This window comes from Aeromonas sp. MTB, assembly GCF_056632455.1.
In genome coordinates, this window is sequence record NZ_CP147026.1 from 1,551,965 (window position 1) to 1,567,846 (window position 15,882).

General features: G+C 60.1%; 12 protein-coding genes. 7 read left to right on the plus strand and 5 right to left on the minus strand.

The features are described from left to right. Positions 1-21 precede the first annotated feature (21 nt). Positions 22-1,641 (plus strand): methyl-accepting chemotaxis protein, encoded by a 1,620-nt coding sequence (locus WBR25_RS07205; protein WP_005334016.1) that lies wholly within the window; start codon positions 22-24, stop codon positions 1,639-1,641. A 63-nt stretch (positions 1,642-1,704) separates the two neighbouring features. Here the strand turns inward: WBR25_RS07205 and WBR25_RS07210 are convergent, their stop codons facing one another. Then, positions 1,705-2,307, minus strand: a complete 603-nt coding sequence (locus tag WBR25_RS07210) for a DUF924 family protein (protein WP_479749636.1) — start codon at positions 2,305-2,307, stop codon at positions 1,705-1,707. A gap of 251 nt (positions 2,308-2,558) precedes the next feature. Here WBR25_RS07210 and WBR25_RS07215 point away from each other — a divergent pair, with 251 nt between their 5' ends. The 3 genes from WBR25_RS07215 to WBR25_RS07225 all read left to right on the plus strand — a co-directional run bounded on the left by WBR25_RS07215 (position 2,559) and on the right by WBR25_RS07225 (position 5,541). After that, on the plus strand, positions 2,559-2,699 hold the full coding sequence (locus tag WBR25_RS07215; RefSeq protein ID WP_193558067.1) for a hypothetical protein: 141 nt from the start codon (positions 2,559-2,561) through the stop codon (positions 2,697-2,699). Position 2,700: 1 nt separating this feature from the next. Beyond that, positions 2,701-3,621, plus strand: coding sequence for a DUF808 domain-containing protein (locus WBR25_RS07220; RefSeq protein WP_479749637.1), 921 nt, complete (start codon positions 2,701-2,703; stop codon positions 3,619-3,621). A 123-nt stretch (positions 3,622-3,744) separates the two neighbouring features. Further along, positions 3,745-5,541, plus strand: a complete 1,797-nt coding sequence (locus WBR25_RS07225) for a M3 family oligoendopeptidase (protein ID WP_479749638.1) — start codon at positions 3,745-3,747, stop codon at positions 5,539-5,541. 63 nt (positions 5,542-5,604) lie between these two features. Here the strand turns inward: WBR25_RS07225 and WBR25_RS07230 are convergent, their stop codons facing one another. Beyond that, positions 5,605-7,008 carry a nucleobase:cation symporter-2 family protein gene (locus WBR25_RS07230; RefSeq protein ID WP_479749639.1) on the minus strand — a complete coding sequence of 468 codons (1,404 nt, stop codon included), beginning with the start codon at positions 7,006-7,008 and terminating at the stop codon, positions 5,605-5,607. Positions 7,009-7,513: 505 nt separating this feature from the next. Here WBR25_RS07230 and ycfP point away from each other — a divergent pair. Beyond that, entirely contained in the window at positions 7,514-8,053 is a 540-nt protein-coding gene (gene ycfP / locus WBR25_RS07235; protein ID WP_005334000.1) for an alpha/beta hydrolase YcfP, read from the plus strand. A 74-nt stretch (positions 8,054-8,127) separates the two neighbouring features. Continuing rightward, positions 8,128-9,420, plus strand: a complete 1,293-nt coding sequence (locus WBR25_RS07240) for an NAD(P)/FAD-dependent oxidoreductase (RefSeq protein ID WP_005333998.1) — start codon at positions 8,128-8,130, stop codon at positions 9,418-9,420. Between the two features lie 84 nt (positions 9,421-9,504). Here the strand turns inward: WBR25_RS07240 and WBR25_RS07245 are convergent, their stop codons facing one another. From WBR25_RS07245 to WBR25_RS07255, 3 genes are all read right to left on the minus strand, one after another. After that, positions 9,505-10,146 (minus strand): energy-coupling factor ABC transporter permease, encoded by a 642-nt coding sequence (locus WBR25_RS07245; protein ID WP_005361550.1) that lies wholly within the window; start codon positions 10,144-10,146, stop codon positions 9,505-9,507. An 88-nt stretch (positions 10,147-10,234) separates the two neighbouring features. Beyond that, positions 10,235-11,032, minus strand: a complete 798-nt coding sequence (gene pflA / locus WBR25_RS07250; protein ID WP_005333994.1) for a pyruvate formate lyase 1-activating protein — start codon at positions 11,030-11,032, stop codon at positions 10,235-10,237. A gap of 65 nt (positions 11,033-11,097) precedes the next feature. Further along, on the minus strand, positions 11,098-14,034 hold the full coding sequence (locus tag WBR25_RS07255; RefSeq protein WP_479749640.1) for a sensor domain-containing phosphodiesterase: 2,937 nt from the start codon (positions 14,032-14,034) through the stop codon (positions 11,098-11,100). A 135-nt stretch (positions 14,035-14,169) separates the two neighbouring features. On the opposite strand from WBR25_RS07255, the gene WBR25_RS07260 reads away from it, so the two are divergent. Beyond that, positions 14,170-15,858 (plus strand): FAD-dependent oxidoreductase, encoded by a 1,689-nt coding sequence (locus WBR25_RS07260; RefSeq protein WP_100653433.1) that lies wholly within the window; start codon positions 14,170-14,172, stop codon positions 15,856-15,858. Positions 15,859-15,882: the final 24 nt, after the last annotated feature.

Here is a 15,882-nt window from a genome sequence, read left to right on the forward strand (position 1 = left end):
TTTCATCTGGAGTGTACGGTTATGAACATTGCTCGTCGGCTTCAACTGATAGCGCTGCTGGTTATGCTGGCGCTTGTTTTCCTCAGCTGGTTCAGTATCAACCGCCTTGGGGCTGGCAATCGAGACTTGAGCTATGTGACGGACAATACGGTGCCCAGTATTGCGCTGATCAAGGAGGTGCAGGCTGCGTTTTATGAGCTGCACTCCCGAGTGCAAAGTCACATTCTCAATACCGATGATGGCAAGATGCAGCAGATAGAAGCCGATATTGCCGAGCATCGCAAACAGATCAATTCGCAACTGGAGAAATATAAAGCAGAGATGCTCTCCAATGACGAAGACCGGCGCCTGACCGACGATGATCAGCGCATTATTGCGCAATATTATCAGGAGATAGACAAGGTTCTGCAGCTCTCCAGACAAAACAAGAACGATGAAGCGCGAGACATGCTGGCGGGAGAAGCCACCAGAGTGTTCCAGCAGTTTGCCAAGGCAATCGAGCTTCACGTCAACTTCAATATGGATTTGGGGCTGGCGCTCAAGAAGCAGGGCCAGGAGAATTATGACAACAGCCTGCAAACCCTGTTGTTTATCGCCGGTGGTGCCACCGTACTGACGATGGGGTTGTTTGTCTGGTTGTTCAATCAGGTGGCCAATCCCCTTCGCACCGCCATGGATACCCTGACCCGGATCCAGCGTGACCTCAACTTTACCCTGAGAGCTGATGTGAAACAGCAAGATGAGATTGGCCTGACCCTCAATGCGGTCAACCGGCTGCTCGATACGCTGCAACAGACATTTACCGAATTTTCCGTCGGCAGCTTGCAGATCAAGAGCACTGCCGAATCTCTCTCTCAGGCAGCGCAACACCTGGCCAGCTCGGCTAATCAGGCCAATGATGCCACCAGTCTGATAGCCGCCGGTGTGGAAGAGATGACGGTCAGCATCACAGATATCTCCCAGCGCACTCAGGAGACGAGCCGCATCACCAACGAGTCGGGGCAACTGGCGACCGAGGGGGGCCGGACCATCGAGCGCACCGTTCATGCCATCAACGAGATCGCCGACTCCATTCGGCAGGCCTCGGCCGAGGTCATTGCGCTGGGTGAGGGCATTTCGCGCATTGGCGGTGTGGTCAACGTGATCCGTGATGTGGCGGGGCAGACCAACTTGCTGGCCTTGAACGCGGCCATTGAGGCGGCGAGGGCCGGAGAGTCCGGCCGTGGCTTTGCGGTGGTGGCAGATGAAGTGCGCAAACTGGCTGAGCGCACAGCCCAATCCACCCAGGAGATCTCCGCCACGGTAGAGGCGATCCAGCAGGAGTCGAACAATACGGTCTCCCGCATGCATCTGGTTGAGGAGAAGGTGAGCCAGGGGGTCACCATGGCGACCGAGAGTGGCGCCATTATTGCCGAAATCCGCAGTGCGTCGCACCGGGTGATGGAGCAGGTGGGCGAGATCACCAATGCCATCCGCGAGCAGAGCTCGGCCGCCGAGTCGATTGCCCATCAGGTGGAGCAGATTGCTCAGGTCGTGCAGCAGACCAGCAGCACAGCAGAGGAGACCTCTGCCGCAGCCGAGGAGCTCAATGTCACCACCGAGAGCATCCACCAGCAGATATCCCGCTATCGCATTCAGTAACGCCGACGGTTGTTATCCATCCGCTATCCCCGCCAGCTGGCGGGGATTTTTTATATGGCTTGCTTAGAAGCCTGAGCCCGGTTGCTGCAAAAATGCTACCTCTTCCGGTGTGCTGGTGCGACCCAGTATGTCGTTGCGGTGGGGGAAGCGGCCAAAGCGTTCGATGATCACCTGATGGCGGCGGGCAAAGTCGGCAAATCCGGCAAACGTTGCTTGCGCCGGTGTGCCAGCCTGCTCGGCAGCCAGTGCCTCGAACAGCGCCACACTTCTGGCCTGTTGTTCGCGGGATTCGGCATGCTCCAGCGGCAGATAGAAGAAGACCCGCTCCAGTGGCGAGAGGGATTTGTCCGCCCCGATGGATAGCCCTTTCAGGCAGAGATCCCGTGCCAGCGGATCCTGGGAAAAGGCCGCAGGCGTGCCGCGATGGATATTGCGGGGCAGCTGGTCAAGCAGCAGGATCAGCGCCAGCCTGCCGTGGTGCAGATCGGCCCAGTCGGCCAGCTCCCCGTTGGCGGCCGCCTCTGCTTGCGCGCCAAATTGCTTGGCCAGCAGGGCATCCGTTTCGCTGCTTTTTCCCCACCAGAGGGGGGCTTGCCGTGTGGCCCGCAGGACATCATCGGCTTCGTCGCCAAACCAGAAATCGAGCAGAGGTTGCCAGGGTTGCATGGGAACTCCTTGAGGTGATTCAGAGGGAACCAGGAACAAATGGCTCAGGGGTGCTGCCGAAACGGCGGCTTCTCGTTACACTGTGCCATCTTTTGCCCGAAAGGCGTAACCCCCCGATGGCGAGCGCCGGATTCTTGGCTCGGCCGATGATGGCCTGCGATCGCCATGAGGTGGTCCTGTTGACCCTGGTGGTTATCGGGACGTACACCTCTCTCCCGGGGTTGTTCTCACTGATATAAGGAATCTTTGATATGGCCGGAACCAGTTTGTTGGCCCTGCTCGATGATATCGCCAGCGTGCTCGATGACGTGGCGCTGATGACCAAGGTCGTGGTGAACAAGCGCAAGACATTTTTCGGGAAGACGTTTCTCACTGATATAAGGGATCTTTGATATGGCTGGAACCAGTTTGTTGGCCCTGCTCGACGATATCGCCAGCGTGCTTGATGACGTGGCGCTGATGACCAAGATGGCGGCCAAGAAGACCGCCGGGGTGTTGGGGGATGATCTGGCCCTCAACGCGGAGCAGGTCTCCGGGGTGCGCGCCGAGCGGGAGTTGCCGGTGGTGTGGGCGGTGGCCAAGGGGTCATTTCGCAACAAGCTGATTCTGGTGCCCGCCGCCATCGCCATCAGTGCCCTGGTGCCCTGGCTTATCACGCCGCTCTTGATGCTGGGAGGCGCCTACCTCTGCTTTGAGGGGGCCGAGAAGCTGGCCCACAAGTTCCTGCCCCATGAAGTGAGCGAGGGTGAGGCACACACAGCTCCTATTCCCGATGATCTGGTGGCCTTCGAGCAGCAGAAGGTAAAAGGGGCGATTCGCACCGATTTTATTCTCTCTGCCGAGATCATCGTCATCGCCCTTGGCACGGTACAGGGAGCAAGCCTCGCGCTGCAGCTCTCGGTAGTGGCGGGCATCGCCCTGCTGATGACCATCGGGGTCTACGGGTTGGTGGGGCTGATCGTCAAGCTCGATGACATCGGTCTGCATCTGCTGCAAAAGCCCGATGGCAGCGCCCTGCGCCGCGCGGTGGGGCAGGGTCTGCTGGTGACGGCGCCCCGCCTGATGCACCTGTTGGCACTGGTCGGCACCATCGCCATGTTCATGGTGGGTGGCGGCATTTTGGTGCATGGCTGGCCTTTTGCCTATCACCTGATTGAAGGCGCAACCGCTGTTGTCGCCACCCTGCCCACAGTAGGGGCCGTACTGGCGGCGGTGACGCCGACGCTGCTCAACGCCGTGGCCGGTGTGGTGGCGGGTCTGCTGCTGGTTGCCGTGATGACGCTGGTGAGCCGTCTTGCCCCAGCCAAGGGATAAGCGAGCTTGCGGGCCATTGTCTCTTTTTTCCTCTCTTCATTTTTTGGCCTTCGGGTTGCCCGGTGTCGGACTTGCTGCCCGCAGGTCTGCTGCGCCTCCCGATAAAGGCCTTTGCGAGAAGTTATGTATCAACAACAGTGGAATAACGACCATATCTACCCGGGCCTCGACAGCCCAGAGCTGGAAGCGGACATGCGCGCAGCCCGCCACGCGCTGGAAGAGCTGGCCAGCTATATGGCGGGTCTGGACGGGGTGCGCGACTATGACGCAGCGCTGCTGGATTTCTTGCGGGAAGTGCGGTTGCGCGCCAGTGATATTCGCCATATCGGCTGGAACGTCGCCATTCTGGCCGCGTGCCGCGGCAGTCAGGATGCGCGGGATCCGCAGGCCAAACAGCTGGCGTCCCGTGCCCGCGCCCTCAACGCCGATCTGTTCAAGACGCTGGCGCCGGTGGAAGATCTGATGCTGGCGCTGCCGGAAGATGAATTTGCCGCGCTGATGAGTGATCCGCTGCTCGGCGAGGAGGCGTACCGCCTGCGCCACGAGCGTCGTTTGCAGGATCAGCGCTTGCCGGTGGCGGCGGAGCAGCTGGTGATTGGCCTGGGCACCGATGGTCTGCACGCCTGGGGCAACCTCTATAACGATCTGGTGGGCAAGATCCGGTTAACCATTGATGGCCGCGAGATGGGGCTGGCCGAGGCGAGCAATCTGCTCTCCAGCCCGATACGTGCGCTGCGTTTAGAAGCCTTTGATGCCATCAGCGCCGGTTGGGAAGGGGAGCAGGAGACGGTTGCCGCTATCCTCAATGCCCTTAACGGCTGGCGGTTGGAGCTGGCCCGTCAGCGCGGCAAAACCCGTGTGCTCGATGCGCTGGATCTCTCCTGCCATCAAAGTCATATCGAACGCTCCACCCTCGATGCCCTGATGAGCGAAACCTGGCGAGCCCGTAGGTTGGGCCAGCGGGCGCTGGAGCTGATGGCCGAGCGCCTTGGTCTCGACGATCTGGGGCCGGAGGATCTCTTTGCGCCGCCTCCGGCCGTCAGCAGCCGCGAGATCCCGTTCGAGGAGGCGATCGAGTTGATTGCCGATGCCTTTAGCCGTTTCGATCCCGAGATGGGGGCGTTTGCCCGTATGATGGCCGAGAAGGGGTGGATTGATGCGGCGCCCACGCCAAATCGCCGCACCGGTGCCTACTGCACCAAGTTTGCCGAACCGGTCGAGCCGCGGGTCTTCGTCACCTATGCCGGCACTATGGACAATGTCATTACGCTGGCCCATGAGCTGGGTCACGCCTGGCACAACTGGGTGATCCGCGATCTGCCGATGAGTCAGCGCAGCTACCCCATGACGCTGGCGGAGACCGCCTCCATCTTTGCCGAAACCCTGGTGCGAAGCGCCCTGTTCGAGCAGGCGCAAAGCCCGGAAGAGCAGCTGGTCATCGCTTGGGCCGAAGCCGATGGCGCTGCCACCTTCCTGGTCAATATCCCGGCCCGCTTCGATTTCGAGCGGGCGCTGGTGGCAGAGCGGGCGCAGGGTTATGTGCCGGCAGAGCGGCTCAAGGCGCTGACTGACGAGGCATGGGGACGCTGGTATGAGGGGAGTCTGACCCGCTATCACCCCATGTTCTGGGCGGCCAAGGCGCACTTCTCCATCGCGGGGCTGGGCTTTTACAACTACCCCTATCTGTTCGGTTATCTGTTCAGCCTCGGGGTCTATCAGCAGTTGATGAGCCGCAAGGCGGCGGGGGAAGAGGGCATTGCCGAGGCCTATCGTGCCTTGTTGCGCGATACCGGCCGGATGAGCGCCGAAGACCTGGTAGCCAAGCATCTGGGGCAGGATATCCGTGAGGCCGCCTTCTGGCAGGGGAGTCTGGCACAAGTAGCGCAGGCGGTAGAGCGCTTCACGCAGTTGCCTGCCTGATTGGGTCAGCGGTGATATGAACAACAGGCCCCCGGACAGTCTCGCTGTCCGGGGGCCTGTTTGTTATGCCTGCTCTTGCTGCGGTTTGATGGGGCCAACGAACAGGGGGCGGGTCTGGTGAGTCAGATCCGGCTGATAGCCGTTGAAGAAGAGGTTGAGCAGCACCGAACTGATGGTGGCCAACAGAATACCGCTATGAAAAAGCGGTTGTAGCTGCGCCGGAAGCTGCTGGAAAAAATTCCCGGAGACCGTCGGGATCATGCCAATTCCGAGACTGATGGCGACGATATAGAGATTGTGACGGTTGCTGTTGTAATCGGTGCGCGCCAGGATGCGAATGCCGGTGGCCAGTACCATACCGAACATCACGATACCGGCGCCCCCCAGCACGAAGGGCGGGATGGAGGCGACCAGCACCGACATCTTGGGGATGAGGCCAAACGCGAGCAGGATCCCCCCCGACATCACGCAGACCCAGCGACTCGATACCCCGGTCACGCTCACCAGACCGATATTCTGGGAGAACGATGTGTGGGGGAAGCTGTTGAATATCCCACCAATAATGGTGCCGATGCCATCCACCCGCAGCCCGCGCACGATATCACCGCGCCTAGCCGGATGGCCGACGATGTCGCCAAGGGCCAGAAACATCCCCATGGATTCGATAAAGGTGATGAGCATGATCACCGTCAGGGTGGCGATGGAGATGGGATCGAAGGTGGGCCAGCCGAAGGCGAAGGGCACTATGGGGGCAAACCAGGCTGCCTCGCCGAGGCCATCGAGGCTCACTTCGCCCATGGCGATGGCCACCACGAAACCGAAGATGATCCCCAGCAGCACCGAGATATTGCTGAAAAAGCCCTTGGTGAAGCGGGTCACCAGCAGGATAAAGACGAGCACCAGAAAGCTGGTGCCGATATAGCGCAGGCTGCCATATTCCGGATTGCCCTTGCCCCCCGCCATCCAGTCGATCCCCACCTGCATAATGCTGATCCCGATGGAGGTGATAACCACCCCGGTCACGACGGTGGGGAAGAGCGGCATCAGCCTACCTATCAGCGGCACCAGCAGGGTCGAGATGATACCGGCGGCGATGGTGGCGCCGAAGATGCCCGTCAGCCCCAGATCCGGGTTGGCTCCGATGGCCAGCATGGGCATCACGGCGGCAAAGGTGACCGACATGATGACCGGGAGCCGGATCCCGGCAAAGCGGCCAATCCCGACACATTGCAGCAGGGTGACGATGCCGCAACAGAAGAGGTCCGAACTGATAAGGTAGGAGATTTGATCCTTGGGCAGCCCCAGACTGCCGCCAATCACCAATGGCACCGCCACGGCGCCGGCGTACATCACCAGCACATGTTGCAGGCCCAGGGTAAATAGTTGGCCCATGGGGAGCATGCGCTCCACTTCATCCACCGGCGCTTGCGCGCACCCGGTCGGGGGAGGGGGATTGGTCTCGTTCATGAACAGATCACTCCTTGAAGCCCGCGCAACTGCTACAGGCAAGATAGTGAAAGCCGCAGCTTTCCCGGTCATTGATCTCGTGTATTGACAGAGGTGCCAGATCCCTCGGCAGTAGTGAGAGGGATCCAGTGCTGCACGGGTCAGTGCACAAAACATGCACAACGCCGCTCACGAGAGAAAACGTTTGGCGATAACGCCTTGTTTTTGCGGGATGAGTCACATACCGGCCAGATAAGTGTCCGGCTGTTGGCAGGGGAAAGAGGTGGGGGCATCTCAGATTGGTAAGGGGTTTATCATTATCGGTCTGGCGATCTCACTTTGATAGCCGGGCACCATAACGTTGTTCGCAATGCGCCCCTCTGCATGTGACGGCGCTCGCGGGTCGCAGGGCGCAATCGGGGGCGGGGGCGTGATCCAAAGCAAGAAAGTTGGATGTTTTGGTGGCGCACGGGGCCGCCGCTGGGGTAGTTTCGATAAAACTGACACAGATCCTGAGGTCTTATCCATGATCATCTATCTGCATGGCTTTGATGCCACCAGCCCAGGCAATCACGAGAAAGTGCTGCAGTTGCAGTTTATTGATGATGATGTGCGTTTCGTGCACTACAGCACGGTTCACCCCCGTCATGATATGAGCCATCTGCTCAAGGAAGTGAAAAAACAGCTCGATATGAGTACCGATCCCAAACCGCTGATCTGCGGCGTGGGTCTTGGTGGCTACTGGAGCGAGCGGATCGGCTTTCTGTGCGGTATTCGCCAGGTGATCTTCAACCCCAACCTCCATCCGGAAGAGAACATGCAGGGCAAGATCGACCGGCCGGAAGAATATGACGATATCGGTACCAAGTGTGTAACTGAATTTCGTAAGAAAAATTCAGGAAACTGCCTGTGTATCCTTTCCGTTCAGGATGAAGTGCGCGATAATCGGGACACTGAACGTGAATTGAAGAACTATTACGACATCGTGTGGGATGAGCGCGAGACTCATAAGTTCAAAAATATCTCGCATCATCTGCAGCGGATGAAGGCCTTCAAAGAAGCCTGATCCATCACGTCGACCGATTTCGTTTTAGGGAGCCAATGGCTCCCTTTCGTTTTGAGGAACCGAGGAAAATCATCATGATGAATATTGTCGTTGTAGGCGGCGGCGCCGGTGGCCTGGAGCTGGCCACCAGTCTGGGTCGCAAGCTTGGCAAGAAGAACAAGGCCAAGATCACTCTGGTCGATCGCAACCGCACCCACCTGTGGAAACCCCTGCTGCACGAAGTAGCCACCGGCTCCATGGACGCGGGCATCGATGCTCTGAGCTACCAGTCTCACGCCAAGAACCACGGTTTCGACTTCCAGCTCGGCACCCTGACCGACATCAAGCGTGACGATAAACGCATCGTGCTGGCCCCGATCCACGACGACAATGGCGACATCGTGGTCAACGAGCGCGAGCTGCCCTACGACTATCTGGTGATGGCCATCGGTTCTGTCTCCAACGACTTCAACACCAAGGGCATCAAGGATAACTGTATTTTCCTCGATAGCCCCTCCCAGGCGCACCGTTTCCACAACAGCATGATGAACCGCTTCCTGCAGTTCGCCACCGAATATAAGCCGGGCGACAAAGTGAAGATTGCCATCGTCGGCGGCGGCGCAACCGGCGTTGAGCTCTCTGCCGAGCTCTACAACGCGGTCGAGCAGCTCTACGCTTACGGCTTCAAGAACCTCACCACCGACAGCCTGAAGGTGACCCTGGTGGAAGCGGGCCCGCGCATTCTGCCGGCTCTGCCGGAGCGCATCAGCGGCGCCGCCCATCAGGAGCTGGTCAAGCTGGGTGTGGATGTGCGTACCGCCACCATGATCACCGAAGCGACCAGCGACGGTCTGCACACCAAGGATGGCGAGCTGATTGAAGCTGACCTGATGGTGTGGGCGGCCGGTATCAAGGCACCTGACTTCATGAAGGATATCGCCGGTCTTGAGACCAACCGCATCAACCAGCTGGTGGTGAAAGAGACCCTGCAGACTACCCGTGACGAGAACATCTTCGTTATCGGTGACTGCGCAGCCTGCCCGCAGCCGGATGGCAAGTTCGTGCCGCCGCGCGCCCAGTCTGCCCACCAGATGGCCAGCCAGGCGTTCAAGAATATCCTGGCCAAGATGAACGGCGGCGAGATGAAGCCCTACCTCTACCACGACCACGGTTCGCTGGTCTCCCTCAGCCGCTTCTCCACCGTGGGCAGCCTGATGGGCAACCTGATGCGCGGCTCCATGATGGTGGAGGGCTACATTGCCCGTCTGGTCTACATCTCCCTCTACCGGATGCACCAGATCGCCCTGCACGGCTACGTCAAGACCGGCCTCATCATGCTGGTGGGTCGCATCAACCGGGTACTGCGCCCGACCCTGAAGCTGCACTAAGCCAAGGTTTGACAGAATTCGGAATACCAACAGGAGAGGCGATGGCCTCTCCTTTTTTATGGGCGCAGATCAGGAAAGAGAGAGCTACTTGCCCAGATAGGTGCGGTCGAAGAAGGTATTGACCCAGTGAGGGCGGTAGATGGCCAGCACCGTCATCGCCATGCCGTTGAGCAGGGCTTCGGGGAACAGCAGCAGTGGCCAGATGGAGAGGTAATCCGCCGTGATGGTGTGCCAGGGGTAGCTGTCGCTCAGCCCCATCAGCAGGGCGCTGGCGGCCACCTTGACCGAGATGGTGATGGCGCCGCCGAGAAAGGCAGCCACGAAGATATAGACAAAAAGATGGCGCGGCAGCCAGGCCCAGCTGGCCAGAAACAGCAGCCAGCTGGTGGCTACCGGCAGGGCGATGCCCACCAGCGCTTGCCAGCCAAAATCGGCCAGATTGGTGACACCGAAGTAACCGAGCACCAGCAGGGTCAGGCAGGGGGCGAGCAGTGCCAGCCGCCAGCCCAGCAGCAGGGTGAGGGAGGTGAGCCCGAGAAAATGGACCTCCAGCCCCTCATGCAGGCCGGCTCTTAGATACCAGAGCGGCACCAGCGCGATGGCACTCCCCAGCAACAGGTGCTGATAGAGGGGGTTGTCATGGAGGGTCTGCCACAGGGAGCGGCGCAGGCTGAAGGCCAGCAGTACCAGCCAGATCAGAAGGGCGGCGAGTTGTCCTTCACTCATCTTGTCATCCATTCATGCAGTAGAGTCCGGGCGGTCTTCCCGACCGCCCCATAGCAGAGCAGGCTGACGAGTCAGCCTGCTTTTACCATCAATATTTGACGTTGTTGTGGTACTTGCCGAGGATGCCCTTGACCCGTTCCATGGTCTCCTTGCTGGGGGGCTTGATCCCGCTCAGCTCGTACGGGTCGCCCAGCACGTCCCACTTGTGTTTGCCGAGCTCATGGTAGGGGAGCAGCTCCACCTTCTCCACGCTCTCGCCCAGCTCGGCGATAAACTGGCCCAGCCCTTCAGCGCTCTCGTCGTCGTCGCTCCAGGTCGGTACCACCACGTAGCGGATCCACATGGTCTTGCCTTTGGCTGCCAGATAGCGGGCAAACTCCAGGGTGTATCTGTTGCTGACGTGGGTCAGCGGAATGTGTTTCTCGTCATTGATCTGTTTGATGTCGAGCAGCACCAGATCGGTCTGGTCGAGCAGTTTGTCCACCTGTTCGTCGAGATGACGGACGAAGCCGTTGGTGTCGAGACAGGTGTGGATCCCTTTCTCTTTGCAGGCGGTAAAGAGTTCGGTAATGAAAGCCGGTTGCAGCATGGCTTCACCGCCGGACGCTGTCACGCCACCGCCGGAGGCATTCATGAAGTGGCGATAGCTGGTGATGTCACTCATCAACTCCGGTACGGTCACTTCGCGGCCACCTTCGGTATCCCAGGTATCGCGGTTGTGGCAGTACTTGCAGCGCATCAGGCAGCCTTGCATGAATACGATAAAGCGTATTCCCGGGCCATCGACAGTGCCGCAGGTTTCGACGGAATGGATCCGGCCAACGGTGCCGTGAGCTCCGGCTGGCTGGCTGATTTCAACGGCAGGGATCCGATTAATGACAGACATAAACAACTCCAACGATTCGAGCAGGCCGTTATTTTATTACATAAACCCCTATTGATCCTACACCTTTAGTCCGGCGCCCGGCTGCCAAGCAGCTGCTCCAGCCCCTTGACGGTGAGCGGCCGACTGGTGAGAAACCCTTGATAATGCTGGCATCCCAGTGCTTTGAGGATGGCCAGCTGCGCCTCCTCTTCCACCCCTTCGGCGGTGACGGTAAAACGAAAGACCTGGGCCAGATCGAGTATCGCCTTGACGATGGCTCTGTCCTGTTCGCTGTGTACCAGGGTCTGAATGAAGCTTCTGTCCAGCTTCACCTCATCGGCGGGCAGATCCCGCAGATAGGCCAGCGACGAGTAGCCGGTACCGAAGTCATCGATGGAGATGAGGATGCCGAGCTCCTTGAGCTGGCGCATTCTGGCAATACTCTCCTGCCGATTCTCCAAGACTACCGATTCGGTCACCTCCAGCAGCAGGCGGGAGGGGGGCACACCGGTGTCGCGCAAGATGTACTCCACCTGTTGTACGAAGCCCTGAGTGTGGAACTGGCGAGCGCTGACGTTGACCGACAGATGGGGGATCTGCAGGCCACGGTTGAGCCAGAAGCTGTATTGGGCGCAGGCGGTCTTCATCACCCAGTAGCCGATTTCGAGGATCAGGCTGGTCTCTTCGGCGATGGGGATAAACTCCCCGGGTGGCACCATGGTGCCGTCGCTGCGCTGCCAGCGCAGCAGCGCCTCGATACCCGACAGCGAGCCATTGTCGACCCGGTATTGCGGTTGGTAGTGGAGTTGCAGCTCGTGGTGACGCAGGGCATCGCGCAGTTCATTGGTAAGGGTCAGCCGAATTTTCTCGTGCTGGGCCATCGCCTCGGTAAAGAAGACGTAGTGGCCCTGACCGGCGCGCTTGGCCATGTGGGTCGCGGTGTCGGCCTGTTGCATCAGGACCAGATGATCCGTCTCGTTGCCGGAGAAGAGGCTGATCCCCACCGAGGCGCTGCAGTGCAGCTTGTGATCGCCGATGTCAAACGGGGTGCGAAACAGCCCCATCAGCTCGCGGGCGAAGTGCTCTGCCAGAATTTTGGCGGTGACCTCGCCTTGTCCGAGCTGGGTAAAGAGCAGGGCAAACTCATCCCCCGAGATGCGCGCCTGCACCAGATTGTCCTGGGGCAGCTCCCTGAAACGCTGCACCACGGCCTGCAGCAACAGATCGCCGCAGGCGTGACCGAGGGAGTCGTTGATCGACTTGAAGTTGTCGAGATCCACCAGCAGCAGGGCGCCCCACTGGCCGTTGGGGGCGCTCAGGGTCTGCTGCAAAATATGGTTGAGGCTGCGGCGGTTGTGCAGACCGCAGAGATCGTCGTAGTAGGCGAGCTGCTCGATATGTCTGGCCGCCTCTTTTTCCTGGGTGATGTCGTAGAAGCTGCAGATAAAGTGGCTGAGCTCCCCCTGCTCATCCTTGACGCCGTTCACCATCAAGCGCACCGGAAAGAGGTGACCATCCTTGTGCAGGCAGCGCTCTTCCCCGAGCCAGAACTCCTGCTCGTTGACGGTGCGGCTGACATCCTCCTTGAGATGATCCCCGTAGTAGGTGGGACGCAGCTTGCGAATGGAGTGACCGATCACCTCTACCTCGCCAAATCCGGTGATCCGGCTGAAGGAGTGGTTGACCTTGAGGATGATGCCGTTGTGATCCATCACGATCAGCCCATCGTGGGTATTGAAGGCCACTTCCGCCAGCCGCAGGGCATCGTCGGTGGCGAGGCGCTTGAGCTCGATGGCTGCCCGCTCGTGCTGGCTGCTCAACAGATCCAGCAGCGGCTCGGGCTCCTCAAGAGGGGCATCGAGCAGCAGGGTGATCTGGCCAATGGGGGCGCCGCTCTGGCCATGGAGCGGAATGCCGATGTAGGCGCTGGCATTGAGGGCCAGCAGCCGGGTCGCCTTGGGATAGCGCACGGGCAGATCTTCCACATAGATGGCCTGACCGTGCTGGAACAGCTCCTGAGCGGGGCCGGGGTCGAGCTGGATGGGCTTGAGGGTGGAGCAGATCTCCTCGTTGATGACGCAGCGGGGGATGATCCAGAGATCCTGACCGCGGGGCTGGAACTCGCCGATCCAGCCCACCCGGGCACCGCTGGCGCTCATGGCCCAGCTTACCAGCGTCTTGCAGTAGTCGATGCCGGTCTGCTGGTGCAGTTCGGGCGGGAGGGCCAGCTCGGCGCGGTGCTCTTCCGGTTGCGGTTGCCAGTGGCCGAGCAGTTGGGCGCTGCTGCGCACCAGCTGCAACATCTCCTCGCTAAGGGGGGTGGGATCGAGATACTCCAGACTCAGCACCCCGAACAGCTTGTCCTGCTCCAGCAAGGCACCATCGAGGCGTGAGCGCACACCGGCACTGGTCAGATAGAGGTGATTGCTCAGCATCGGCTGGTGGGCGGCCTCCGAGAAGCTCAACGATTTGCGGGTACGCAGGGCGCGGATATAGCGGCTGTCACCACGAATGGGGTAGAGCGCCTCGACCCCCAGGGTGAACACTGGGGTGAGTTGTTCGCTGCCGAGATCGCCGTTGGCCTGATAGTGCCAGAGGATGAGCCGATCGGCCCCCAAACTCTCTTTAAGGGCCTCGAGCAGGGGCGCATACTGCTGCTGGCTCGCCATCTGGCTGAGGCGCGGCAGTTGCAATGCCAGGTCGGCGATGGGCTCCTGACGAAGGTTCTGCAGACAGATGAGCCAGAAGCCATCCTGCTCGTGGGCGAGGGCGATATGCCACAACTGGCTGGCAAAGCGCACGGTGATCTTGCCGCCATGGCCGTTGGCCAACAGTTGTTCGATGGGCAGGCGCAGGGCATCGGGCAGCTGGGCAGGCCAGGGGGCGCGCGGTTCGTCGAGCCAGTAGAGCGGGGTTTGCATCACGTCGGTCAGGGCGACCAGCCGTTGACTGCGCAGATCCAGACGGAAAAAGAGCGGCGTCTGGAGGGCAGGAGGAAGATGACTGAGTGCGGTAGACGACATGAACAAACAACATCCTGTTAAGCAACCGTCGGGGTTGCAAGAATACTGCAAAATGGTGTGAAACAAAATTTCATTGAATTCTAAATTAGAAAAGTCTAATTTATTGCCCATTATCATGTATGAGGAGTCTTGCAGATGAAACGGATCCTGATTATCGGTGGTGTCGCGGGGGGCGCATCGGCGGCGGCTCGTGCTCGTCGTTTGAGTGAAGAGGCAGAGATCGTGATGTTCGAGCGGGGCGAGTTTGTCAGCTTCGCCAACTGCGGTCTGCCCTATCACATCGGGGGCGATATCCCCGACCGGGATGCCTTGCTGCTGCAGACTCCCCAGAGTTTCAAGCGCCGTTTCAACGTCGATGTGCGGGTCTTCCACGATGTGATTGAGATCGACAAGGCGGGCAAGACCTTGCTGGTGCGCAACCTGCAAACCGGTGAAGAGCAGCGCGAGCATTACGATGTGCTGCTGCTGAGCCCGGGGGCTGCGCCGATCCGTCCTCCCTTCCCCGGTATCGACAGCCCCCATGTCTATACCCTGCGCAACATCCCGGACATGGATCGCATTCTGGCGGCCCTGCATCACGATCAGCCGCGCCACGTTACCGTGGTGGGCGGCGGCTTTATCGGGCTGGAGATGATGGAGGCGCTGCATCAGCGCAAGCTGGATGTCACCCTGCTGGAGCTGGCCGATCAGGTGATGGCACCGGTGGACAAGGAGATGGCCAACATGCTCCATGCCCGCATCCGGGAAGAGGGGATTGACCTGCGCCTGCGCACCGGCCTCACCGCCATCGAGAGTCTGGATCTGCCTGCCGAGAAGACCTCCGCCGTGCCGACCGCCAAAAGCGGTGGCCTGCGCCTGACCCTCAATGACGGTTCCCATCTTGATACCGGTCTCTTGATCCTCGCCATCGGCGTCAAGCCGGAAACCCTGCTCGCCGCCAAGGCGGGGCTGGAGCTGGGCCCACGGGGCGGCATCAAGGTGGATGCCGGGATGCGTACCTCGGATCCCTTCATCTATGCGGTAGGGGATGCGGTGGAAGAGATTGACTTCGTCACCGGCGAATCTGTGCTGATCCCGCTGGCGGGCCCGGCCAACCGGCAGGGGCGCATCGCCGCCGACAATATGCTGGGCCGAAGCGAAACCTACAAGAAGACGCAAGGGACCGCCATCTGCAAGCTGTTCGATCTGGCGGTGGCCAGCACCGGCCTCAACGAGAAGCGACTGGTGCAACTGGGATTGCCGTTCGAGAAGGTCTATGTCCATCCGGGCAGCCACGCCGGTTACTACCCGGGTGCCCATCCGGTCAGCCTCAAGCTGCTGTTTGCCCCGGATGGCAAGATTTACGGTGCCCAGGCCATCGGCAAGGATGGCATCGACAAGCGCATCGACGTGCTGGCGGTGGCCCAGCGCGCCGGTCTCACCGTGTTTGACCTGCAGGATCTGGAGCTCACCTATGCGCCGCCCTTTGGATCGGCCAAGGATGTGATCAACATGGCGGGCTTTGTGGCGAGCAACCATCTGAAAGGGGACACCCTGCTCTGCCACGTGGCCGAGGTGCAGGCTCGTAACCCCCATCAGCTGGTGGTGGACGTGCGCAATGGCCCGGAGCTCGACAAGCTGGGGCAGATTCCGGGGGCGCTGCATATCCCCCTCGACGAGTTGCGTGGTCGCCTCCATGAGTTGCCCAAAGAGAAAGAGCTGCTGATCAGCTGTCAGGTCGGGCTGCGCGGCCATGTCGCCTGTCGCCTGCTGAGCCAACACGGCTTTAAAGTGAAGAATCTCTCCGGCGGCTTCAAAACCTGGCAGATGGCCATCGCCGAGTAACCGTTTTATTTCTGTGCCTGTTTG